This window comes from Kocuria rosea (genome assembly GCF_006094695.1).
Taxonomy (GTDB): domain Bacteria; phylum Actinomycetota; class Actinomycetes; order Actinomycetales; family Micrococcaceae; genus Kocuria; species Kocuria rosea.
The window spans coordinates 2,944,866-2,965,473 of record NZ_CP035103.1 but is presented as its reverse complement, the minus strand read 5'-3'; the positions used below and the strand labels follow the sequence as shown (position 1 = coordinate 2,965,473).

Below are 20,608 nucleotides of genomic sequence, written 5' to 3'. Positions count from 1 at the left end.
CCACAGACCTGGAGATCCGCCCATGAAGATCGCCCTCGATCCCACCCCGTTCCATTCCACCCACTCCCTGCTCGAGTTCCCGCAGCTCGCCGCGGACCTGGGCTACGACCACCTGCAGCTCACGCCGCACGCCGACTTCCTGCCCTTCTTCGGCCACCCCAAGGCCGACGACCGGCTCGTCGCGGACCTGCGGGCGGCCTGCCGTGCCGCCGGGGTGCAGATCGCCTCCGTGCTGCCCGTGCTGCGCTGGTCCTCCCCGGACCCCGACGCCCGTGAGGCCGCCGTGCGGTACTGGAAGCGCGCCGTCCGGATGACCGTGGACCTCGGGGTGCAGCAGATGAACACCGAGTTCTCGGGCCGGCCCGAGCTCTCCGAGGAGTCCGAGCGCGCGTTCTACCGCTCCATGGAGGAGCTCCTGCCCCTCATCGAGGCGGAGGGCGTGCACATCGCCATCGACCCGCACCCCGACGACTTCGTGGAGCAGGGCCTGGCGGCGTGGCGGGTGATCCGGGGCGTGAACTCCCCGAACCTCGGCTTCGCCTACGTGGCCCCGCACACCTTCCACATGGAGGACGCACCCCTGGAGATCATGGCCGCGGTGGGCGACCGCCTGCGCGTGGTGCACGTGGCGGACACGATGGACCACCACCGCTCGCACGGGCTGCGCTACATCACCAACCCCCCGGGCAACGCCGCCCGGGTGCACCAGCACCTGAAGATCGGCGACGGCGACGTCGACTGGGACGAGTTCTTCGGCGGCCTCGCCACCAACGGCTTCCTCGACCGGGCGGACTCCGTGATGGTCTCCTCGGTCTTCGCCGAGGACGAGAGCGCGATGGAGGTCTCCCGCTACCAGCTGGAGCAGATGACCGAGCGCGCCGAGGCGGCCCGGAAGGCCGCCGCCGGCACCCCGCAGCACACCGAGCAGAGGACGGAGGCCCACGCGTGAGCTACGACGTCGTGACCCTGGGACGCATCAGCGTCGACATCTACCCCGACGACATCGGCGTCGGACTCGAGGACGTGACCACGTTCCGCAAGTACCTCGGCGGATCGCCGTCGAACGTGGCGGTCGCCGCGGCCCGCCACGGCGAGTCCACCGCGGTGATCACCCGCACCGGCGACGACCCGTTCGCCACCTTCCTGCACCGCGAGCTCACCCGCTACGGCGTGGACGACCGGTTCGTGAGCGCCGTGCCGGGGCTGCAGACCCCCGCCACGTTCTGCGCGATCCGCCCGCCCGAGGACTTCCCGCTGTACTTCTACGGACGCTTCCCCACGGCCCCGGACCTGCAGATCCGGCCCGAGGAGATCGACACCGAGGTCGTGGCCGACACGCGGATCCTGTGGTCCACCGTCACGGGCCTGTGCCAGGAGCCGTCCCGGGCGGCCCACTTCGCCGCCCACGAGGCCCGTCCCCGCGAGCAGCTGCGGGCCGACCAGCACACGATCCTGGACCTCGACTACCGGCCCATGTTCTGGGAGTCCGAGGAGGACGCCCGCGCGCAGGTCCACGAGCTGCTCGGCCACGTGACCATCGCCATCGGCAACGACAAGGAGTGCGCGGTGGCCGTGGGGGAGGGCACCCCCGACGAGCAGGCCGACCGGCTGCTGGAGGCCGGCGTGCGGATCGCCGTCGTCAAGCTCGGCCCCGAGGGGGTCATGGCCAAGACCCGCGACGAGCGCGTGGTCTCGGCCCCCGTCCCGGTGGAGACCGTCAACGGCCTCGGCGCCGGCGACTCCTTCGGCGGGGCCTTCTGCCACGGCATCAACCAGGGCTGGAGCCTCGAGCAGGTCCTCGACTACGCCAACGCCTCAGGCGCGATCGTGGCCTCGAAGATCTCCTGCTCCGACGCCATGCCCACCCCCGCCGAGGTCTTCCAGCTGCTGCGCGAGCGCGGCCGCGCCGTACCCGAAGGAGCCACCCGATGACCACGACCACCCCCCTCGAGCTCGACACGGCGGACCCCCGCCGCTACGAGCACCTGACCCGGGTCCGGCTGGAGGACCCGCGCGCCGTCCAGCGCGCCGCGGACTCCCGCCGTCGTCACCCCGGACCCGTGCACGGGCGGCAGAACTTCGTCGTCGCCGCCGACCACGCGGCCCGCGGCGCCCTGCGGGTGCGCGGCGAGGCCGACGCCATGGCCGACCGGCGCAGCCTGCTCGACCGGCTGCAGATCGCCCTGGCGGACCCCCAGGTGGACGGCGTGCTCGCCTCCCCGGACGTGCTGGACGACCTGCTGCTGCTCGGGGCGCTCGAGGGCAAGCTCGTCTTCGGCTCCATGAACCGCGGCGGACTGCCGGGCCTCGTCAACGAGATCGACGACCGCTTCACGGGGCACACCGCCGAGGCCCTGGACCGGATCGGCGCCGACGGCGGCAAGATGCTCACCCGCATCTGCTTCGAGGACCCGCACACCACCTCCGTCCTGGAGAACACCGCCAGGGCGGTGGACTCCCTCGCCGCCCTCGGCCTCATCGCGATGGTGGAGCCGTTCATCTCCCGGATCACCGGCACCGGCATCGTCAACGACCTCTCCGCCGACGCCGTGATCCAGTCCGTGGCGATCGCCCAGGGGCTCGGGGGAACCTCCGCGCACACGTGGATGAAGCTTCCCGTGGTCGAGGACATGGAGCGCGTCATGGCGGCCACCACCCTGCCCACGGTCCTGCTGGGCGGTGACCCGAGCGGCCGGCCCGACGAGGTCTTCGCGACCTGGGAGGCCGCCCTCGCGCTGCCCGGCGTGCAGGGCCTGACCGTCGGCCGCACCCTCCTCTACCCCGAGGACGGCGACGTCGCCGGCGCCGTGGCCACCGCCGCGTCCCTGCTCAAGGGGCACACCGTCGAGGAAGGAGCCGCCCGATGAGCACCCGCACCCTCTCCGTCTCCCAGGCGCTCGTGGAGTTCCTGGCCAACCAGTGGACCGTCGACCGGATCGGTGCCGAGGAGTACCGGCAGCGCACGATCCCGGGCATGTTCGGCATCTTCGGCCACGGCAACGTGGCCGGGGTGGGGCAGGCCCTGAAGCAGTACCAGGCCCAGGACCCCGCCCTGATGCCCTACTACCAGGGCCGCAACGAGCAGGCCCAGGTGCACCAGGCCGTCGGCTACGCCCGGCACACCCGGCGCCGGGCCACCTTCGCGGTGTCCACCTCGATCGGCCCCGGCGCCACCAACATGGTGACCGGCGCCGCCCTGGCCACCACGAACCGGCTGCCCGCGCTGCTGTTCCCCTCGGACCAGTTCGCCTCCCGGCGCCCGGACCCGGTGCTCCAGCAGCTCGAGCGCCCCGACGCCAACGACATCACCGTCAACGACGTCTTCCGGCCGGTGTCCCGCTACTTCGACCGCGTCTGGCGGCCGGAGCAGCTCTTCTCGGCGCTGCTCAACGGCATGCGGGTGCTCACGGACCCGGCCGAGACCGGCGCCGTGACGATCGCGCTCCCGCAGGACGTGCAGGCCGAGCCGCTGGAGGTGCCCGAGGAGTTCCTCGCCCCCCGGGAGTGGCGGATCCGCCGGCCGGCGCCCGAGGAGGAGGACGTCCGCGCGGCCGTCGCGGCGATCCGTGCGGCCGAGCGGCCCGTGGTCATCGCCGGCGGCGGGGTGCACTACTCCTTCGCCACCGAGGCGCTGGCCGAGTTCGCCGAGACCACCGGGATCCCCGTGACCTACACCCAGGCGGGCGTGGGGGTCATGGACTGGGACCACCCGCTGTGCCTCGGGGCCGTCGGCTCCACCGGCTCCACGGCCTCCAACGCCGTGGTCGCCGACGCCGACCTGGTGATCGGCATCGGCACCCGGTACGAGGACTTCACCACCGCGTCCCGCACCGCGTTCCAGCACCCGGACGTGCGCTTCGTCAACATCAACGTCGCGGCGTTCGACGCCTACAAGCAGGGCACCGCCGTGCCGGTCGTCGCCGACGCCCGCAAGACGCTCGTCGAACTGACGCAGGCGCTGGGCGGGTACCGGGTCGGTGCGGACCTCGCGGCGACCGTCGAAGCCGAGAAGCAGCGCTGGGACGCGACCGTGGACGCGGCGTTCTCCGAGCGGCACCTGCCGCTGCCCAGCCAGAACGAGATCATCGGGGCCGTCAACGAGGCCATGGACGACCGCGACGTCGTCGTGTGCGCGGCGGGCTCGCTGCCCGGTGACCTGCACAAGATGTGGCGGGTCAAGGACGCCTTCGGCTACCACGTCGAGTACGCGTTCTCCTGCATGGGCTACGAGATCGCCGGCGGGCTCGGGGTCAAGCGGGCCGCCGTGGCCGAGGCCCAGCGGGCCGGGACGCCGCAGGACGCGCGCGACGTCGTCGTCATGGTCGGGGACGGCTCCTACCTGATGATGCACACCGAGCTCGTCACGGCCGTGGCCGAGGGGCTCAAGCTCGTGGTGGTGCTGATCCAGAACCACGGCTACGCCTCGATCGGCGCGCTCTCGGAGCAGCTGGGGTCCCAGCGCTTCGGCACGAAGTACCGCTACCTCGACGGGGCCCGGCACAGCTTCGACGACGGCTCGACGCTGCCGATCGACCTCGCCACGAACGCCGAGTCCCTCGGCGTGCGCGTGCTGCGGGTCGAGCCCGGCGAGGGCGTGATCGACCGGCTGCAGCGGTGCGTGGCCGAGGCCAAGGCCGTGCCCGAGGGCTCCGGTCCCGTGCTCGTGCACGTGGAGTCGGACCCGCTGATCGACGCGCCCAGCTCCGAGTCCTGGTGGGACGTGCCCGTCACGGGCACCGCCACCCTCGAGTCCACGAACGAGGCCTACGAGGCCTACCAGCAGCACAAGGCCCGGCAGCGTCCGCTGCTGGGGAACTGAAGGAGGAGTCCCATGACCCAGCAGATCGACAGGACCGACCAGCAGATCCAGCACGTCGAGCACTTCATCGCCGGGGCCCGCACGCCCGGCACCGGTGACCGCACCCAGGAGATCTACAACCCCGCCACCGGGCAGGTGTCCGGCATCCTGCACCTGGCCACCGACGAGGACCTGCAGACCACGGTGGCCGCGGCCCGGGCGGCCGCCGACTCGTGGGGCGACGTGTCCCTGGCCAAGCGCACCGCCGTGCTGTTCAAGTTCCGCGAGCTCGTGGCCGCCCACACCGACGACCTCGCCGCCCTGATCACCGCCGAGCACGGCAAGGTGCTCTCAGACGCCAAGGGCGAGGTGGGCCGCGGCCTCGAGGTCGTCGAGTTCGCCTGCGGGATCGCCGAGCAGCTCAAGGGGGAGTACTCCGACCAGTTCTCCACCGGCATCGACGTCTACTCCTTCCGCCAGCCCCTCGGCGTGGTCGCGGGCATCACCCCGTTCAACTTCCCCGTCATGGTGCCGCTGTGGATGGCGCCGGTGGCGATCGCCACCGGCAACGCCTTCATCCTCAAGCCTTCCGAGCGGGACCCCTCCCCGGCCCTGCTGATCGCCGAGCTGTGGCAGCGGGCCGGACTGCCGGACGGGGTGTTCCAGGTGCTGCACGGCGGCAAGGAGGCCGTGGACGGGCTGCTGACCCACCCGGACGTGGACGGCATCTCGTTCGTGGGCTCCACCCCGATCGCGCAGTACGTGCACGAGACCGCGACCAAGCACGGCAAGCGCGTCCAGGCCCTCGGCGGGGCGAAGAACCACGCGATCGTGCTGCCGGACGCGGACATGGACTCCGCGGCCGACAACCTCACGGCGGCCGCCTTCGGCTCCGCCGGGGAGCGCTGCATGGCCGTGTCCGTGGCCGTGGCCGTCGGCGAGGCCGCGGACCTGCTCGTGGACAAGCTGGCCGCCCGCGCCAAGGACATCACCGTGGGCAACGGCATGGACGCCTCCTCCGACATGGGCCCCGTCATCACCCCCGCGTCCCGGGACCGGGTGCGCCGAATCGTCACCGCCGCCGAGCAGGACGGCGCCGCCGTCGTCGTGGACGGCCGCGACCTGATCGTGAAGGACCACGAGGACGGCTTCTTCGTGGGCCCCACCGTCCTGGACCGGGTTCGGAAGGACATGCAGGCCTACGAGGAGGAGATCTTCGGGCCCGTCCTCGTGGTGCTGCGCGTGGACACCCTGGAGGAGGGCATCGAGGTCATCAACGCCAACCCGTACGGCAACGGCACCGCGATCTTCACCTCCTCCGGCGCCTACGCCCGCCAGTTCAAGCGGCAGGTGACCGTGGGCATGATCGGCGTCAACGTCCCGATCCCCGTGCCCGTCGCCTGGCACTCCTTCGGCGGCTGGAAGGCCTCCCTGTTCGGCGACCACCACATCTACGGGCCCGACGGCGTGCGCTTCTACACCCGCGGCAAGGCCATCACCGAGCGCTGGCCCGAGCCGCACCACGCCTCGGGGGCGTCCTTCGCCTTCCCGTCCTCGTCCGACCACTGACCCGCACGCCACCCGCTCCCGCCGGTCCCCGGACCGGCGGGAGCGCCCCGCACATCCCGCCCCGCAGGGGCGGCGGAAGGAGAACACCATGAACACCCCGCTGCGCGTAGCCGTCGTCGGAGCCGGCCGCATGGGCGCCGACCACATCGAGCGCATCCACCGCCGGATCAACGGCGCCGAGATCGCCGCCGTCGTCGACATCGACCGGGCCCGGGCCGAGGCCGCCATCGCCCACATCCCCGGCGCGGTGGCCCACACCGACTTCCAGGAGGTGCTCGACCGGGACGACATCGACGCCGCCCTCATCGCCACCCCCGGGTTCCTGCACGAGCAGGTGCTGCTGTCCGCGATCGAGCACGGGCTGCCCACGCTGTGCGAGAAGCCGCTGACCCCGGACGCGGAGTCCTCCTGGCGCGTGGTCGAGGCCGAGGTCGCCGCCGGCCGGCAGCTGATCCAGGTCGGCTTCATGCGCCGCTTCGACGCGGGCTATCTCGCCCTGCGCCGGATGATCGAGGAGCAGACCTACGGGGAGCTGCTGACCCTGCACCACCAGCACCGCAACCCGACCACCCCGCCCGGGTTCACCAACGAGATGATCATCAACGACTCCGTGGTGCACGAGTTCGACGCCGTGCGCTTCTTCACCGGGGAGGAGATCACCTCGGTCCAGGTCCGGATCGGGCGCTCCACCCGCAACGCCCCGGAGGGCCAGAAGGACCCGCAGCTGGTGCTCATGGAGACCGAGTCCGGGATCCTCGCCCAGGTCGAGGCCTACGTCAACGCGCAGTTCGGCTACCAGGTCGCCACGCAGGCGTCCTTCGAGACCGGTGTGGTGGGCATCGGCGGCGACACCGAACCCTACGTCCGCACGGCCGGCACCTGGGGCGGCAGCGTCACCCCGGGCTTCGAGGAGCGCTTCGTCGAGGCCTACGACCGCGAGATCCAGGCGTGGGTCGACGCCGCCGCGCGCGGGCAGATCGGCGGGCCCTCCGCATGGGACGGCTACGCCACGGCCGCGTGCTGCGAGGCCGGCGTCCGGGCGCAGGCCAGCGGGGAGATCGTGCCCGTGCGGATGCAGCCGAAGCCGGAGCTCTACAGCACGGCACCGGTGGCCGCCCGCGCCTGAGTGGCAGCGGGGGCCGGCGTCAGGGCGCGGCGGGGCGAGGGCCCCGCCGCGCCCTGACCCGTTTCCCCGGCGCGGCGGCGGGGCGCTCGCGGGGCCCCGCCGTCACCCGGTCGCGCGGGGTGCCGCCGTGGAGCCGCGGACGACCAGCTCCGGCTCGAGCAGGACCGCCGCCCCCGTGTCCGGGCCCCCGCCGATCCGGGCCACCAGCCGCTCGGCGGCGACCGCGCCAATCTCCGCGTTGCGGCTGTCGACGGTGGTCAGCCGCAGGAGATGGGTGGAGGCGATGGGGGAGTCGTCGTAGCCGACCACCGAGAGCTCATGCGGCACGCGCAGCCCGCGCTCACCGGCCGCCGCGAGCGCCCCCATGGCCATGGTGTCGTTGGCGGCGAAGACCGCCGTGGTCTCCGGAGCGGCGTCGAGCAGGCGCACCGCGGCGGCGTAGCCGTCCTCCTCCGTGGTGGCACCGTGCCCGGCGACGGTGCGGGGCTCGAGGCCGGCCGCGGCCATCGCCGCCGCGAAGCCCTCCGCCCGCAGCCGGGCCGCTCCGCCGCCGCCCGTGAGGTGGCCGATGCCGCGGTGGCCGAGGCCGATCAGGTGCTCCGTCGCCAGGCGCGCGCCGAGCCGGTCGTCGTTGGCGACGACCTCGGCACCCGGCACCACGCCCTCCCGGTGGCCGGCCACCACGACGGGCAGTCCCTCGGGCACGCGCATGGCCCCGGTCGGCTCGGTGGCGATCACCAGCCCGTCGACGCGCATCGACAGGAAGCCGTCCAGCGGGTGCGCCTCCACGTGCGCGTTGAGCGTGTGGTCGGCGACCGCGATCCGCAGTCCGTGCGGCGCCAGGCCCTCCTGCAGACCGCGCAGCAGCTCCACGAACCACAGGTTCCGCCAGTCGTCGATGACCACCCCGATGGTGCGCGTCGTCGCCCCGGCCAGCGCCGCGGCGGCCTGGCTGGGGCGATAGCCCAGCCGCTCCACCGCCTCCAGGACGGCGGTCCGCCGGGCCTCGGAGACGCTGGGGGAGCCGCGCAGGACGAGGGACACCAAGGACTTGGAGACGCCCGCGCTCCGGGCGACGTCGTAGATGGTGGGCGGTCGAGTGTTCACCACAGCATTGTCCCCGATCGCTCTCCCGAATTTGTCCTGACAAATCTCTTGACCCGGTCCGCAGAAGATCCTACGCTCGTTGGAGCGCTCCAATCGTGACCGGTGCCACAGGGCCCGGAGCGACGGCCGCTCTTCGTGCGTGTTCGTCCCCTTTCCCGAACCGTCCCCGTCCCGTCCCCAGTCCAGGAGAGAAACATGACCGACAGCATCGGCATCGCCGTCATCGGCGCCGGCATGGCAGGCCAGGCCCACGCGGCCGCCTACCGCGTGGCCCCCACGCTCTACGACCCCGTCCTGCCCCCGCTGCGCTACGTCGCCATCGGCGACGTCAACGAGACCCTCGGTGGCCACGTGGCCCGCCGCTACGGCTATGAGAAGGCCGTCGGCTCCTGGGAGGCGGTCGCGGAGGACCCGGAGATCGACGTGGTCAGCGTCGTCATCGCGAACCGCTTCCACCGCCGGGCGGTCGAGGGCCTGCTGGAGGCGGGCAAGCACGTGCTGTGCGAGAAGCCGCTCAGCGACACCCTCGAGGACGCCCGCGCCATGGCCGCCGCCGCCGAGCAGGCGGAGTCCGTCGCCCGGATCGGCTTCACCTTCCGGCGCACCCCCGGCATCGCCGCGATCCGCGACCTGATCCAGGACGGCACCCTGGGCAAGGTCCTGCACTTCAGCGGCCGGTACTGGACCGACTACGGGTTCAACCCCAAGGCCCCGATGAGCTGGCGCTACAAGGGCGGCCCCGGCTCCGGTGCGCTGGCCGATGTCGGCAGCCACCTGGCCTACGTCGCGGAATTCCTCTGCGGCGACATCGCCTCCGTGTCCGGCGGACGCCTGGCCACCACCATCACCGAACGCCCCCTGCCCCTGGGCGCGGTGACCGGCCACCACCTGGTGGAGGTCAGCGACGTCCACGAGCCGGTCGAGAACGACGACTACGCCGCCTACTCCGCGGAGTTCGCCTCCGGCGCCGGCAGCCTCGAGGTCTCCCGGGTGGCGGCCGGGCACCCCAACACGCTGACCTTCGAGGTGTTCTGCGAGAAGGGTGCGGCCCGGTTCAACCAGCTGCGCCCGGCCGAGATCGAGCTGTTCCTCCGCGAGGGGCCCGAGGCCACCAACGGCTACCGCACCGTCAACCTCGGCCCCGGCCACCCCTACCTGTCGCAGGGACTGGCCATGGACGCCCCCGGCGTCGGCTTCGGCCAGAACGACGCCTTCGGCTACCAGGCCCGCGCCTTCCTCGAGGAGGTCGCAGGTCTCGACGAGTCCGTTTCACTGCCGCGCAACGCCTCCTTCGCGGACGGCGTGCACAACATGGAGATCCTGCAGGCGGCCGTGGAGTCGGCCACCCACCACGGAAAGAAGGTCGTCCTGTGAAGCTCGGCGTCTACAACGCGATCCTGCACGACCGCCCGCTCCCGGAGGCCCTGAAGGTCATCGCCGACCTCGGCCTGACCGGCATCGAGATCAACACCGGTGGATTCCTGCCGGCCGTCCACGTCCCGGACATGGACCAGATCCTCGAGAGCGACGCCGCCCGCGACGACTACCTGGGCGTCTTCGAGGGCACCGGCGTGTCGATGGCCGGGCTGAACTGCAACGGCAACCCGCTGCACCCCAAGCGTGCCATCGGGGAGAAGCACGCCGAGGACATCCGCCGCTCCATCCGGCTGGCCGAGCGGCTGGGCCAGACCCGGGTGGTCACCATGTCCGGGCTGCCCGGCGGGGAGCCCGGGGCCACCGTGCCCAACTGGGTCGTCAACGCCTGGAACTCCGCCTCCCTGGACGTGCTGGACTACCAGTGGGGTCTCGTCGCCGATTTCTGGCGGGAGACCGACCGGATGGCCGCCGACCACGGCGTGAAGGTGGCCCTGGAGCTGCACCCGCAGAACGTCGTCTTCAACACCGCCGACGTCTACAAGCTCGTCGAGCTGACCGGTGCCACCCACGTGGGCGTGGAGCTCGACGCCTCGCACCTGTTCTGGCAGCAGATGGACCCGGTCGCCGTGGTCCGCGAGCTCGGCCCGCTGATCCTCCACGCGGCCGCGAAGGACGTGCGGATCAACCAGGACAACGCCGCGCTCTACGGTGTGCTGGACAACAGCTTCCGCCGCCTCTCCGCCGAGGAGGACCGCACCAACCTCGGCGGGGACGAGTGGGCCAACGAGTGGCCGAAGGACTCCGCGTGGGACTTCGTGGCACTGGGCCGCGGCCACGACACCGCCTACTGGGCCGAGTTCCTCACCGCGCTGCACGAGGTCGACCCGGACATGGCCGTCAACATCGAGCACGAGGACGTCTCCCTGGGCCGGATCGAGGGCCTCGAGATCGCCGCCGGCGTCCTGAAGGACGCCGCCGCGTCCGTCGGCGCCCTGCGCTGACACCGTCCACGGACGACGACAGGGCCCCCTCCGGGTGGAGGGGGCCCTGTCGCGCACCTGGGCCGGTGGAGCGGGGGCTCAGAACTCCTCGTACTCCTCGGGGTCCTGGCCCCAGATGCGACCCTGCTCCAACCTGTCGACGGCGGCCATCTGCTCGGGACTGAGCTCGAAATCCAGTTCCCGGTTGACGCGGCGTCGCTCCGGGTTCGCGGAGGTGCGGATCGGGACGACCCCCTGCTGGACGTGCCAGCGCAGCACGACCTGACCGGTCCCGACGCCGTGGGCGCGGGCGATCTCCTCCAGCGCCGGTTCGGCCAGCAGGGCCCCGCCCCGCCCGAGCGGGCTCCAGCTCTGTGTGAGGATGCCGTGCTCGGCGTGGAACTGTCGCTGCGGGCGCTGTCCGAAATAGGGGTGCATCTCGATCTGGTTCACCACCGGAGTCACCCCGGTGGCCTCCTAGCTCAGGGCGGTGTCCAGCAGCCGGTAGCCCAGGTCCAGGGCGTGCTCGGTGACTGCGGCGGAGTCCGCCTCTTCGTGCGGGAAGGTGCCGAAGCCGAGGGCCGGCAGGGTCGTGGCGTCGCTGAGCGGGCGTTCGGGAAGAGCGGTCATGGTGTCCTCTTTCCTGAAGGGGTGCGGGGTGGCGCCGGGACGGTGGTGGCGTGCCCGCTGACGTGCTCGGCCACCGAGGGTGGGAGCCGCAGCGCACTGACCAGGGGCAGCAGGAGCAGGGTTGCCATGACGGCGAAGGCCGCCCGGTACGGGAGCAGGTCTCCGGCCTCGGGGAGAATTCCGGCAGCGGCCGAGGCCAGCTGCAGGACGAGGGCTCCCACGGCGATCCCCAGCCCGGTGGCCAGTTGCGCGCTGGTGGCGGACAGGGTGTTCGCCGAAGAGATCTGCGCCGGTTCCACGTCGGCGAACTGCAGGGAGTTGTAGGCGGTGAATCCGATCGAGCGCAGCGCCCCGCTGGCCAGCAGCAGCAGGGTGACGAGCCACAGGGGCGTGCCCGGAGCCAGGAGCAGGAACGTCGCGATGCAGACCGCACCGCCGGACACGGAGGCGATGAGGACGGTGCGGAACCCGAACCGGCGCAGCAGCGGGGTGGTGGCCGGCTTGACGCCCACGTTGCCGAGGAACACGGCGGTGACGAGCAGACCGGACTCCACGGGCGACCGGCCGAATCCGTCCTGGAGCAGCAGCGGCAGCAGGAACGGGACCGAGCTGACGACCGCCCGGTAGACGAAGCCGCCCGAGTTCGCCGCCCGGTAGCCGGCGATCCGGTAGACCCGCAGGTCCAGCAGGGGGTTCGCGGCGCGCAGCAGCCAGCGCACGGCGACGGCTCCGCTGAGGGCCGCGACGCACAGCAGCCCGACCGCGGCGCCGGCCCATCCGGCGTGCGGGACGAGCTGCAGACCGGCGACCAGGCCGAACACGGCGACCGTGCACCACAGCAGCCCCGGCACGTCGAGGGACCGGCGTTCGGTCTCCGTGTCGCGGACGAGCCGCAGCGCCGCGACGAGGGCCGCCGCGCCCACCGGGACGTTGATCAGGAAGATCCAGTGCCAGCTCGCCCAGGAGGTCAGCAGCCCGCCCACGAGCGGGGCCAGCACGGGCGCGAGCAGCGCCGGCCACGTGATCCATGCGATGGCCCGCAGCAGATCGCGCCGGTCCGTGGCGCGCAGGACGATGAGCTGCCCGACCGGGACCATCATGGCCCCGCCGAGGCCCTGAAGGACCCGCGCCGCCACCAGTGCCGGGAGGCTGCTGCCGGCAGCGCACAGGAGGGAGGCGAGCGTGAAGACGACAATGGATGCGCAGAACACCCACCGGGGCCCGAATCGGCCGGCGAGCCAGCCGCCCACGGGGATGAACGTGGCCACCGTGACGAGGTAGACGGTCATCGCGAGGCCGATCTCGGCGCTGCCGACGCCGAGATCGGCCGCGATGCTCGGCGCCGCGGTGACGAGGATCGTGCCGTCGAGGTGCTCCATGAACAGCACGGTGGACACGAGCAGCGCGAGCCGGCGGCTCCATGTGCGGGCGGTCCCGTCGTCCGGGGGACGAGTCCGGGTGCGGTCGCCCGGACGGATCGGCACGGAACCGGTCAGCGGCCGAAGGGCAGCCGGGGGTCGACGGCCGACTCGTCCCAGGTCCGGCGGATCCAGCCGTGGTGGGGGTCGTCGCTGATCAGCCACTCCCGCACCCGGCCCGGCCCGGCCATGACGTTGAGGTAGTACAGGTCGTAGCCGGGGGTCGCCATGGCGGGCCCGTGCCAGCCGTAGGGCACCAGGACGACGTCGCCGGAGCGCACCTCGGCGCTGACGTCGATGGGGCGGTCGTCCGAGGCGTAGACCCGCTGGTAGCCCATCGGGTCGGTGCCGCCGGACTCCGGGGCGGGCATGCCCTCGGCGAGCTGCGTCTCGAAGTAGTAGATCTCCTCCAGGGCGGTCTCCCCGTCCTTCTCCTCGTCGTGCTTGTGCGGCGGGTAGGAGGACCAGTTGCCGGCCGGGGTGAGCACCTCGCACACGATGAACCGGTCGGCCTCCAGCGCGGCGGGCGTGCCGAAGTTGTGCACCTGGCGCGAGCAGTTCCCCGCCCCGCGCAGCTCCACCGGGATCTCCTCGCGGGTCACGAGCCGCGTCGGGTGCTCCGCGCGGGCGGGCGCCGAGGCCACGGCCACCCGGCCGCCGGTGGCGGTGGACACGGTCAGGTCCCGGCGGATCCCGGTGTAGAGGACGTCGGTGGGGCCGGCGAAGACCGACGGCCGGCCGGCGAGGTCGTAGCTCTCACCATTCGTCTCGGCGGTGAAGCTCCCCGCCAGGGGCACCACGATTCGCTCCTCCTCGGCGGCGTCCAGGCGGATCCGTCCGCCCGGGCAGAGGTCGGCCACGCGCAGGCCCGTGTGGGCCCAGCCGGGGACCTCGGCGGCGGAGTCGTGGCCGCCCAGGGAGACGAACCAGCCGTCCTGGGCGGCGGAGTCCTTGGGGTGGACCCATTCGGGGCGGGAACTGTCGGTGTGCATGGGTCGGTGTGCCTTCCGGTGTCGTCGTCGTGCGGTGGTCTCGGGCCGCGGCGGTGGTCCGGCGCTCAGCGCTGGACGAGAGTCAGCTCGAAGGTGTACTTGTCGGCCCGGTACACGTGCCGGCCGGTCTCCACCTGCCGGCCGAGGTCGTCCATGGCGGTGCGGTGCATGCTGACCAGCGCGGCGCCGGGCTCGACGCCCAGCTGCTCCGCCTGGAACGCGTCGGCCGAGACGGCGCCCACCCGCTGGTGGGCCAGCTGGAAGTTGACGCCCTGGCCGCGCATCAGGGAGTACAGCCCTTCCTGCTCGAGCTGCTCGCGCGTGAGCTTGCACAGCGCGCAGGGGATCCAGTTCTCCATGAGGGCCAGCGGCTCGCCGTCCGTGCCGCGCAGGCGCACGAGGTGGTAGACCTCGTCGCCCGGCGCGATGCCCAGCAGCAGCGCCACCTCGTCGTCGGCAGGGATCCGCGCGAAGTCCAGCACGTCCGTGCTGGGACTGCCCCCGCTGCGCTGGAGGTCCTCGTGCAGGCTGGTCAGCTCGAGCGAGCGGCGCACCTGGCTGCCCACCACCTGGGTGCCCACACCGCGCTTGCGCACCAGCAGCCCGGCGCGCACGAGCTGGTCCATGGCCTTGCGCATGGTGGGCCGGGACAGGTTGAGCCGGTTGGCGAGGTCGATCTCGTTGTCCAGCTTGGTTCCCGGGGGCAGCTCACCGCTGCGGATCGCGTCCTCGAGCCCCTGCGCCACCTGGTGGTAGAGGGGCACGGGGGAGGTCTTGTCGACCGTGAGACGGAGTGGGCCGGACATGGTGGACCTCCAAGGAGTGGAACCGAGCGGGCGGGACCGCCGACTTCCTCCATTGTGAAGGGCGAGATGTGAATATGTCCATACATTCTATTGACATCTGTGATCCGGGTCACCCAGGATGATCCCCAAGCGGACGGCCGAGGCGGCGCCCGGAGGCGCGAGGCCCCGCATCGACACGAGGAGAACATCCCATGACTGCACGACGTCCTTCCCCCGAGAACCTGCGGCCCAGGGCACCCCGGCGTCTCCTGGCGGCCGCCGCCCTGCTGGTCCCCGCCATGGCGCTCGCCGGCTGCTCGTCCGAGGGCGGCCGGGAGACCACCGCCGCGGGCGAGGGCGGCGGCGGCCAGGCGGCCCAGACCGAGCAGATCAAGATCGCCATGATCACGCACGCCGCCCCGGGCGACACGTTCTGGGACCGGATCCGCGCGGGCGCCGAGGAGGCCTCGGCGAAGGACAACGTGGAGTTCCTCTACGCCTCCGATCCCGAGGGCGGGCGCCAGGCCCAGCTCGTGCAGCAGTACATCGACCAGGGCGTCGACGGGATCGCCGTGACCCTGGCCAAGCCCGACGCCCTGCGGGACGTGCTGGCCCAGGCCGAGGAGGCCGGCATCCCGGTGGTGACCCTCAACGCCGGCGAGAACGAGTTCGAGGACCTCGGCGCGTTCGCGCACTTCGGGTCCGACGAGCAGCTGGCCGGGCAGACGGCGGGGGAGCGGCTCAAGGAGGAGGGCCTGCAGCACCCGATCTGCGTGATCCAGGAGCAGGGCCACGTGGGCCTCGAGGCCCGGTGCGCCGGCGTCAAGGAGGCGCTGCCGGAGACGGAGATCCTCTACGTGCAGGGCACGGACATGACCCAGGTGTCCTCGACCGCCACGGCCAAGCTGCAGGCCTCGACGGAGGCCGACTCGATCATCGGGCTCGGCGCGCCCTACACGATGACCCTGCTCGAGGCGAAGGAGTCGGCCGGCAGCGACGCGACCGTCGCGTCCTTCGACATGAACGGCGACCTCGCCCAGGCCGTCGTCGACGGCGACGTGCTGTTCACCATCGACCAGCAGCCGTGGCTGCAGGGCTACCTGTCCGTGGACTCCCTGTGGCAGAACCACCGGGGCGCCTTCAAGATCGGCGGCGGCCAGGCGACGCTCACGGGTCCCGCCGTCGTGGACTCGTCGAACGCCGAGGACGTCCTCGAGTACGCGAACGAGGGCATCCGCTGAGCGGGCCCGGGAACCAGGAGCAGAAGACCATGACCTCCACCCGTACACCGGCCGCCGCACCGGCGCCGGACCGCGGCTCCTCCGGAGCCCCCTCCACGCCCACCGCCGCGGCTCCGGCCGACGAGCGCATCCAGACCAAGGGCCTGCTGGGCACCTTCCTGGCCCGCCCCGAGATCGGGGCGCTGGTCGGGGCGATCGTGGTGGCGCTGTTCTTCGCCGTCGCCGCCCCCTCGATCACCCAGGCCCAGTCCATCTCCACCGTGCTGTACGGGGCCTCGACCATCGGGATCATGGTGGTGGGGGTGTCCCTGCTGATGATCGGCGGGGAGTTCGACCTCTCCACCGGGGTGGCCGTGATCACCTCCGCGCTGGCCGCCTCGATGTTCAGCTGGTTCTTCGCCGTCAACGTCTGGGTCGGGGTGGGCATCGCCCTGCTGACCTCGCTGGCGATCGGGCTGATCAACGGCTGGCTGCTGATGCGCACCAAGCTGCCCTCCTTCATCGTGACCCTGTCGACGTTCCTCATGCTCACCGGGCTCAACCTGGCTCTGACCCGGCTCATCGGCGGCTCGGTCTCCTCGCCCTCGATCAGCACCATGGACGGCTTCGACTCCGCCAAGGCGATCTTCGCCTCCTCGGTGACCATCGCCGGGGTGAACGTGCGGATCACGGTGTTCTACTGGATCGCCCTGGTGGCGGTCGCCACGTTCATCCTGCTCAAGACGAGGATCGGCAACTGGATCTTCGCGGTGGGCGGGGACGAGAACGCCGCCCGCGCCGTGGGCGTGCCGGTGGCGAAGACCAAGATCGGTCTGTTCATGGGCGTGGGCCTGTGCGGCTGGCTGCTGGGCATGCACAACCTCTTCGCCTTCGACTCCGTGCAGTCCGGGGAGGGCGTCGGCAACGAGTTCCTCTACATCATCGGCGCCGTGATCGGCGGGTGCCTGCTCACCGGCGGCTTCGGCTCCGCGATCGGCGGCGCTCTGGGCGCGCTGATCTTCGGCATCGCCTCCCGCGGCATCGTCTACGCCGAGTGGAACCCGGACTGGTTCAAGTTCTTCCTGGGCCTGATGCTGCTGCTGGCCACCATCGTGAACATGTACGTGCGCAAGCGCGTCGAGAGGAAGTAGGTGACCACCGTGTCGACGCAGAACACGCCCACGGGCACCACCACCGACACCGCCGCGCCCCTGGTGGAGCTCGCGGACGTCGGCAAGCGCTACGGCAACATCATCGCCCTGCGCGAGGTCACCATGACCGTCGACGCCGGGAAGGTCACCTGCGTGCTCGGCGACAACGGGGCCGGCAAGTCCACCCTGATCAAGATCATCGCCGGACTGCACCAGCACACCGACGGGACCCTGCGGGTCGGCGGGGAGGAGACCACCTTCACCTCGCCCCGGCAGGCCCTCGACGCCGGGATCGCCACCGTGTACCAGGACCTCGCCGTGGTCCCGCTGATGCCGGTGTGGCGCAACTTCTTCCTGGGCTCCGAGCTCACCACCGGGTTCGGGCCGTTCAAGCGCCTGGACGTGGCGAGGATGAAGGAGACCACCAAGCAGGAGCTCGCCGACATGGGCATCGACCTGCGCGACGTGGACCAGCCCATCGGCACCCTCTCGGGTGGGGAGCGCCAGTGCGTGGCCATCGCCCGCGCGGTGCACTTCGGGGCGAAGGTGCTGATCCTGGACGAGCCCACCGCGGCCCTGGGCGTGAAGCAGTCCGGGGTGGTGCTGCGCTACATCCTCCAGGCCAAGGAACGCGGCCTGGGCGTGGTGTTCATCACCCACAACCCGCACCACGCCTACCCCGTGGGGGACCGGTTCCTGCTGCTCAAGCGCGGGCGGTCCATCGGCTACTACGAGAAGAAGGACATCCTGCTCGGGGACCTCACCGCCCAGATGGCCGGCGGCGCCGAGCTGGAGGAGCTCACCCACGAGCTCGAGCAGCTCGGCGGGCACACCTCGCAGATGCAGCAGGTCCAGGCCGACATGGCCGAGTCTCAGGCCCGCCCCCGCGCCTGACCGGACCCCGGCCCCGCGCCCCCGGAGAACTCCGGGCGCGGGGTCGGTCCCACCGCACCCCTCCCCGTCGAAAGGACTCCCCGCCATGACCGTCCGGATCGGACTGATCGGCGCCGGCCGCATCGGCGCCATGCACGCCGCCCACCTCGCCGCCCTGCGCGGTCCCGGGGGTGAGCCGGCGGTGCGGCTGAGCATCGTGGACGCCGTGCCCGAGCAGGCGGCCGCCGTGGCCGGCCGGACGGGGGCGGTGCCGCAGCCCACGGTCGAGTCGCTGCTCGAGGACGGGGTGGACGGCCTCGTCGTGGCGACCGGCACGGCCACGCACCCGGAGCTGATCCGGACGGGTCTGGCCGCGGGGCTGCCGGTCTTCTGCGAGAAGCCGGTGGCGCTGTCCGTGGCGGAGGCGCTGCCCCTGCTCGACGAGATCGAGCGCGTGCAGGGCGTGGTCCAGATCGGTCACCAGCGCCGCTTCGACCCCGGCTACGTCCGGGCCCGGGAGCTGTACGCCGCGGGCGAGTTGGGCTGGCTGCACACCGTGCGCGCGATGACCGGTGACATGACCCCGCCGCCGGTCGAGTTCCTCGCGACCTCGGGCGGGCTGTTCCGGGACTGCTCCGTGCACGACGTCGACGTCCTCCGCTGGATCACCGGCCGCGAGGTCGTCGAGGTGTACGCCCGCGGGTCCAACCGCGGGGACCCCCGGATCGGCGAGGTGGGCGACGTCGACACCGCGCTGGCCGTGCTCACCCTCGACGACGGCACGGTGGCCACCGTGGCCGCGACCCGCTACAACGGCGCGGGCCACGACGTGCGGCTCGAGCTGCAGGGCTCGAAGGGCTCGGTGGCCGTGGGGATGGACGAGCACATGGCGATGCGCTCGGCCGAGCCCGGGGTCGGGTTCCCGGCCGGGCCCCCGCACACCACGTTCCACGAGCGCTTCGCCGAGGCCTACCGCCGCGAGATGACGGCCTTCGTGCGGGTGGTGCGCGGGGAGATCGCCAGCCCCTGCACGGCCCGCGACGCCGTGGCCGCCTCCCGGGTGGCCGACGCCGCGCAGCACTCGCTCGAGACGGGCGCCCCGGTCCGGGTGGAGCCTCTCGGGGCGTCCGACGGCTCGGCGCCGCCGGTCCGCCGGCCCGCCCGCGCATGAGCGCGCCCGGCCGCCCCGGGGCGCGGGGGCCGGGTCAGACCAGGACGATGGTGCGGTTGCCGGAGAGCACCACGCGGCCCTCGGCGTGCCACTTCACGGCGCGGGACAGCGCCTGCATCTCGGCGTCGCGGCCCACCGCCACGAGGTCCGCCGGGGTGTGGGCGTGGTCCACGGGCATGACGCGCTGGGCGATGATCGGGCCCTCGTCGAGGTCCGCCGTCACGTAGTGGGCGGTGGCCCCCACCATCTTCACGCCCCGGGCGTAGGCCTGGTGGTAGGGCTTGGCGCCCTTGAACGAGGGCAGGAAGGAGTGGTGGATGTTGATGCACTTCCCCGACAGCTCCCGCGTCAGCTCGTCGGAGAGCACCTGCATGTAGCGGGCCAGCACGACCAGCTCGACGTCGTAGCGGTCCACGAGCTCGAGCAGCCGGCCCTCGGCCTGCGGCTTGGTCGCTGCCGTGACGGGGATGTGGTGGAAGGGGACCTCGTGCCACTCCACGAGGCTCTTGTGGTCGAGGTGGTTGGAGACCACGGCCACGATCTCGATGGGCAGCTCGCCGATCCTGGTGCGGTGCAGCAGGTCCGTGAGGCAGTGGGAGAAGCGGGACACCATGACGAGCACCCGGGTTCGGCGCTGCACGGAGACCAGCCGGAACCGCATGTCGTGCTGCTCCGCGACCGGGGCGAAGCCCTCGGTCAGGGACTCCACGGTGGCGGTGCCGGCCTCGCTGACGGTGTGGCAGCGGATGAAGAACTCGTCGGTGAAACGGTCCGAGAAGTGCTTCACGTCGAAGATGTCGCAGCCCTGCTGCGTCAGGTTGGACGTGATGGCGCTCACGAGCCCGTGGGCCTCGGGGCAGTGGACGGTCAGGACGTGTTCGACGGTCCCCTGGGCGGGCATGGGCGGGCTCCTCGGCGCTGATGACGGGTGCGCCGCGCGGTCCGGTCTCGACGACGGCGGGCGCGGCCCTACGATCCTAGCCCCAGCGGGCAGGGCGCCGGGACGGCGTGCGGAGCGGGACGACCGGGGCGGAGGTGGTGCGGTGTAGACCGATGGCCGCGGGAACGGGCGGTAGGAGTCCGCCCGGCGCGGGGAGAGATGCGCCTCCCATGGAGGACCCGCGGCCATCGGCAGGCGTTGAACGCCTCAACAGAGGAGAGCCGTGGGCTGAGCGGCTTTCAGAACACGGATGCCGCAGACGGTGCACCCCCCAGTGCGTCCGAATCGGTCCGATCCGTGCAATTTCCCCCATTGCTGTGGTTCTCACCACGATCGCAACCTTATCCGACGCGGTGCCGCGTCCGCACCCGGTTTCCGCGGGGAATTCGCGGGGCGGGCCCTGAGCCGCCGGCCGCCCCCGGAACGTGGGCCCGTCGGCGGGGCGCGGGGGCGGCGGAATCGGCAGGGAAT

The 20,608-nt window shown here is 72.1% G+C and carries 19 protein-coding genes; 12 read left to right on the top strand and 7 right to left on the bottom strand.

Annotation, left to right across the window (positions count from 1 at the left end; all coding sequences use genetic code 11):
* Positions 1–22 precede the first annotated feature (22 nt).
* The 6 genes from EQG70_RS13580 to EQG70_RS13555 all read left to right on the top strand — a co-directional run bounded on the left by EQG70_RS13580 (position 23) and on the right by EQG70_RS13555 (position 7,493).
* Positions 23–949, top strand: a complete 927-nt coding sequence (locus EQG70_RS13580) for a sugar phosphate isomerase/epimerase family protein (protein WP_109243250.1) — start codon at positions 23–25, stop codon at positions 947–949.
* On the top strand, positions 946–1,932 hold the full coding sequence (gene iolC / locus EQG70_RS13575; protein ID WP_035926933.1) for a 5-dehydro-2-deoxygluconokinase: 987 nt from the start codon (positions 946–948) through the stop codon (positions 1,930–1,932). The genes EQG70_RS13580 and iolC overlap by 4 nt, the downstream gene beginning before the upstream one ends.
* Positions 1,929–2,867: a Cgl0159 family (beta/alpha)8-fold protein gene (locus tag EQG70_RS13570; RefSeq protein ID WP_035926938.1), complete on the top strand. Its 939-nt coding sequence runs from the start codon at positions 1,929–1,931 to the stop codon at positions 2,865–2,867. The genes iolC and EQG70_RS13570 overlap by 4 nt, the downstream gene beginning before the upstream one ends.
* The gene (gene iolD / locus EQG70_RS13565; protein WP_109268832.1) at positions 2,864–4,819 is read left to right on the top strand and encodes a 3D-(3,5/4)-trihydroxycyclohexane-1,2-dione acylhydrolase (decyclizing); all 1,956 of its coding nucleotides are present in this window, start codon (positions 2,864–2,866) and stop codon (positions 4,817–4,819) included. The genes EQG70_RS13570 and iolD overlap by 4 nt, the downstream gene beginning before the upstream one ends.
* A 12-nt stretch (positions 4,820–4,831) precedes the next feature.
* Entirely contained in the window at positions 4,832–6,367 is a 1,536-nt protein-coding gene (locus tag EQG70_RS13560; protein WP_109268831.1) for a CoA-acylating methylmalonate-semialdehyde dehydrogenase, read from the top strand.
* An 88-nt stretch (positions 6,368–6,455) separates the two neighbouring features.
* Complete coding sequence (locus EQG70_RS13555) at positions 6,456–7,493, top strand: Gfo/Idh/MocA family protein (protein WP_017832130.1); 1,038 nt, start codon at positions 6,456–6,458, stop codon at positions 7,491–7,493.
* Between the two features lie 102 nt (positions 7,494–7,595).
* Here the strand turns inward: EQG70_RS13555 and EQG70_RS13550 are convergent, their stop codons facing one another.
* The gene (locus EQG70_RS13550) at positions 7,596–8,603 is read right to left on the bottom strand and encodes a LacI family DNA-binding transcriptional regulator (protein ID WP_109268830.1); all 1,008 of its coding nucleotides are present in this window, start codon (positions 8,601–8,603) and stop codon (positions 7,596–7,598) included.
* A gap of 192 nt (positions 8,604–8,795) precedes the next feature.
* On the opposite strand from EQG70_RS13550, the gene EQG70_RS13545 reads away from it, so the two are divergent.
* Both EQG70_RS13545 and EQG70_RS13540 read left to right on the top strand, forming a co-directional pair.
* Positions 8,796–9,974 (top strand): Gfo/Idh/MocA family protein, encoded by a 1,179-nt coding sequence (locus tag EQG70_RS13545; protein ID WP_109268829.1) that lies wholly within the window; start codon positions 8,796–8,798, stop codon positions 9,972–9,974.
* The gene (locus EQG70_RS13540; protein ID WP_109268828.1) at positions 9,971–10,978 is read left to right on the top strand and encodes a sugar phosphate isomerase/epimerase family protein; all 1,008 of its coding nucleotides are present in this window, start codon (positions 9,971–9,973) and stop codon (positions 10,976–10,978) included. Before EQG70_RS13545 ends, EQG70_RS13540 begins: the two co-directional genes overlap by 4 nt.
* A gap of 78 nt (positions 10,979–11,056) precedes the next feature.
* Here the strand turns inward: EQG70_RS13540 and EQG70_RS13535 are convergent, their stop codons facing one another.
* The 5 genes from EQG70_RS13535 to EQG70_RS13520 all read right to left on the bottom strand — a co-directional run bounded on the left by EQG70_RS13535 (position 11,057) and on the right by EQG70_RS13520 (position 14,803).
* On the bottom strand, positions 11,057–11,410 hold the full coding sequence (locus EQG70_RS13535; RefSeq protein ID WP_237740407.1) for an aldo/keto reductase: 354 nt from the start codon (positions 11,408–11,410) through the stop codon (positions 11,057–11,059).
* A 24-nt stretch (positions 11,411–11,434) separates the two neighbouring features.
* Positions 11,435–11,587, bottom strand: coding sequence for a hypothetical protein (locus EQG70_RS18350; protein ID WP_197722661.1), 153 nt, complete (start codon positions 11,585–11,587; stop codon positions 11,435–11,437).
* Positions 11,584–13,071, bottom strand: coding sequence for an MFS transporter (locus EQG70_RS13530; RefSeq protein WP_109268827.1), 1,488 nt, complete (start codon positions 13,069–13,071; stop codon positions 11,584–11,586). The genes EQG70_RS18350 and EQG70_RS13530 overlap by 4 nt, the downstream gene beginning before the upstream one ends.
* Before the next feature lie 8 nt (positions 13,072–13,079).
* Positions 13,080–13,997, bottom strand: a complete 918-nt coding sequence (gene iolB / locus EQG70_RS13525; RefSeq protein ID WP_109268826.1) for a 5-deoxy-glucuronate isomerase — start codon at positions 13,995–13,997, stop codon at positions 13,080–13,082.
* Between the two features lie 65 nt (positions 13,998–14,062).
* Positions 14,063–14,803, bottom strand: coding sequence for a GntR family transcriptional regulator (locus EQG70_RS13520; protein WP_109268825.1), 741 nt, complete (start codon positions 14,801–14,803; stop codon positions 14,063–14,065).
* A gap of 191 nt (positions 14,804–14,994) precedes the next feature.
* Here EQG70_RS13520 and EQG70_RS13515 point away from each other — a divergent pair, with 191 nt between their 5' ends.
* The 4 genes from EQG70_RS13515 to EQG70_RS13500 all read left to right on the top strand — a co-directional run bounded on the left by EQG70_RS13515 (position 14,995) and on the right by EQG70_RS13500 (position 19,197).
* The gene (locus EQG70_RS13515; RefSeq protein WP_109268824.1) at positions 14,995–16,023 is read left to right on the top strand and encodes a substrate-binding domain-containing protein; all 1,029 of its coding nucleotides are present in this window, start codon (positions 14,995–14,997) and stop codon (positions 16,021–16,023) included.
* Positions 16,024–16,052: 29 nt separating this feature from the next.
* Positions 16,053–17,153 (top strand): ABC transporter permease, encoded by a 1,101-nt coding sequence (locus tag EQG70_RS13510; protein ID WP_017832140.1) that lies wholly within the window; start codon positions 16,053–16,055, stop codon positions 17,151–17,153.
* Between the two features lie 9 nt (positions 17,154–17,162).
* Positions 17,163–18,047: an ATP-binding cassette domain-containing protein gene (locus tag EQG70_RS13505; RefSeq protein ID WP_370658532.1), complete on the top strand. Its 885-nt coding sequence runs from the start codon at positions 17,163–17,165 to the stop codon at positions 18,045–18,047.
* Between the two features lie 85 nt (positions 18,048–18,132).
* Complete coding sequence (locus EQG70_RS13500; RefSeq protein WP_109268823.1) at positions 18,133–19,197, top strand: Gfo/Idh/MocA family protein; 1,065 nt, start codon at positions 18,133–18,135, stop codon at positions 19,195–19,197.
* A 34-nt stretch (positions 19,198–19,231) separates the two neighbouring features.
* On the opposite strand, the gene purU is transcribed toward EQG70_RS13500, so the two are convergent.
* Positions 19,232–20,098: a formyltetrahydrofolate deformylase gene (purU, locus tag EQG70_RS13495; RefSeq protein WP_017832143.1), complete on the bottom strand. Its 867-nt coding sequence runs from the start codon at positions 20,096–20,098 to the stop codon at positions 19,232–19,234.
* Positions 20,099–20,608 lie beyond the last annotated feature (510 nt).

Coding starts and splice junctions, on each gene's coding strand:
- EQG70_RS13510 (WP_017832140.1), top strand. CDS start 16,053: ATGACCTCCACCCGTACACCGGCCGCCGCACCGGCGCCGGACCGCGGC.
- EQG70_RS13515 (WP_109268824.1), top strand. CDS start 14,995: ATGACTGCACGACGTCCTTCCCCCGAGAACCTGCGGCCCAGGGCACCC.
- EQG70_RS13570 (WP_035926938.1), top strand. CDS start 1,929: ATGACCACGACCACCCCCCTCGAGCTCGACACGGCGGACCCCCGCCGC.
- EQG70_RS13545 (WP_109268829.1), top strand. CDS start 8,796: ATGACCGACAGCATCGGCATCGCCGTCATCGGCGCCGGCATGGCAGGC.
- iolD (WP_109268832.1), top strand. CDS start 2,864: ATGAGCACCCGCACCCTCTCCGTCTCCCAGGCGCTCGTGGAGTTCCTG.
- EQG70_RS13555 (WP_017832130.1), top strand. CDS start 6,456: ATGAACACCCCGCTGCGCGTAGCCGTCGTCGGAGCCGGCCGCATGGGC.
- EQG70_RS18350 (WP_197722661.1), bottom strand. CDS start 11,587: ATGACCGCTCTTCCCGAACGCCCGCTCAGCGACGCCACGACCCTGCCG.
- EQG70_RS13560 (WP_109268831.1), top strand. CDS start 4,832: ATGACCCAGCAGATCGACAGGACCGACCAGCAGATCCAGCACGTCGAG.
- EQG70_RS13500 (WP_109268823.1), top strand. CDS start 18,133: ATGACCGTCCGGATCGGACTGATCGGCGCCGGCCGCATCGGCGCCATG.
- EQG70_RS13580 (WP_109243250.1), top strand. CDS start 23: ATGAAGATCGCCCTCGATCCCACCCCGTTCCATTCCACCCACTCCCTG.
- purU (WP_017832143.1), bottom strand. CDS start 20,098: ATGCCCGCCCAGGGGACCGTCGAACACGTCCTGACCGTCCACTGCCCC.
- EQG70_RS13520 (WP_109268825.1), bottom strand. CDS start 14,803: ATGTCCGGCCCACTCCGTCTCACGGTCGACAAGACCTCCCCCGTGCCC.
- iolB (WP_109268826.1), bottom strand. CDS start 13,997: ATGCACACCGACAGTTCCCGCCCCGAATGGGTCCACCCCAAGGACTCC.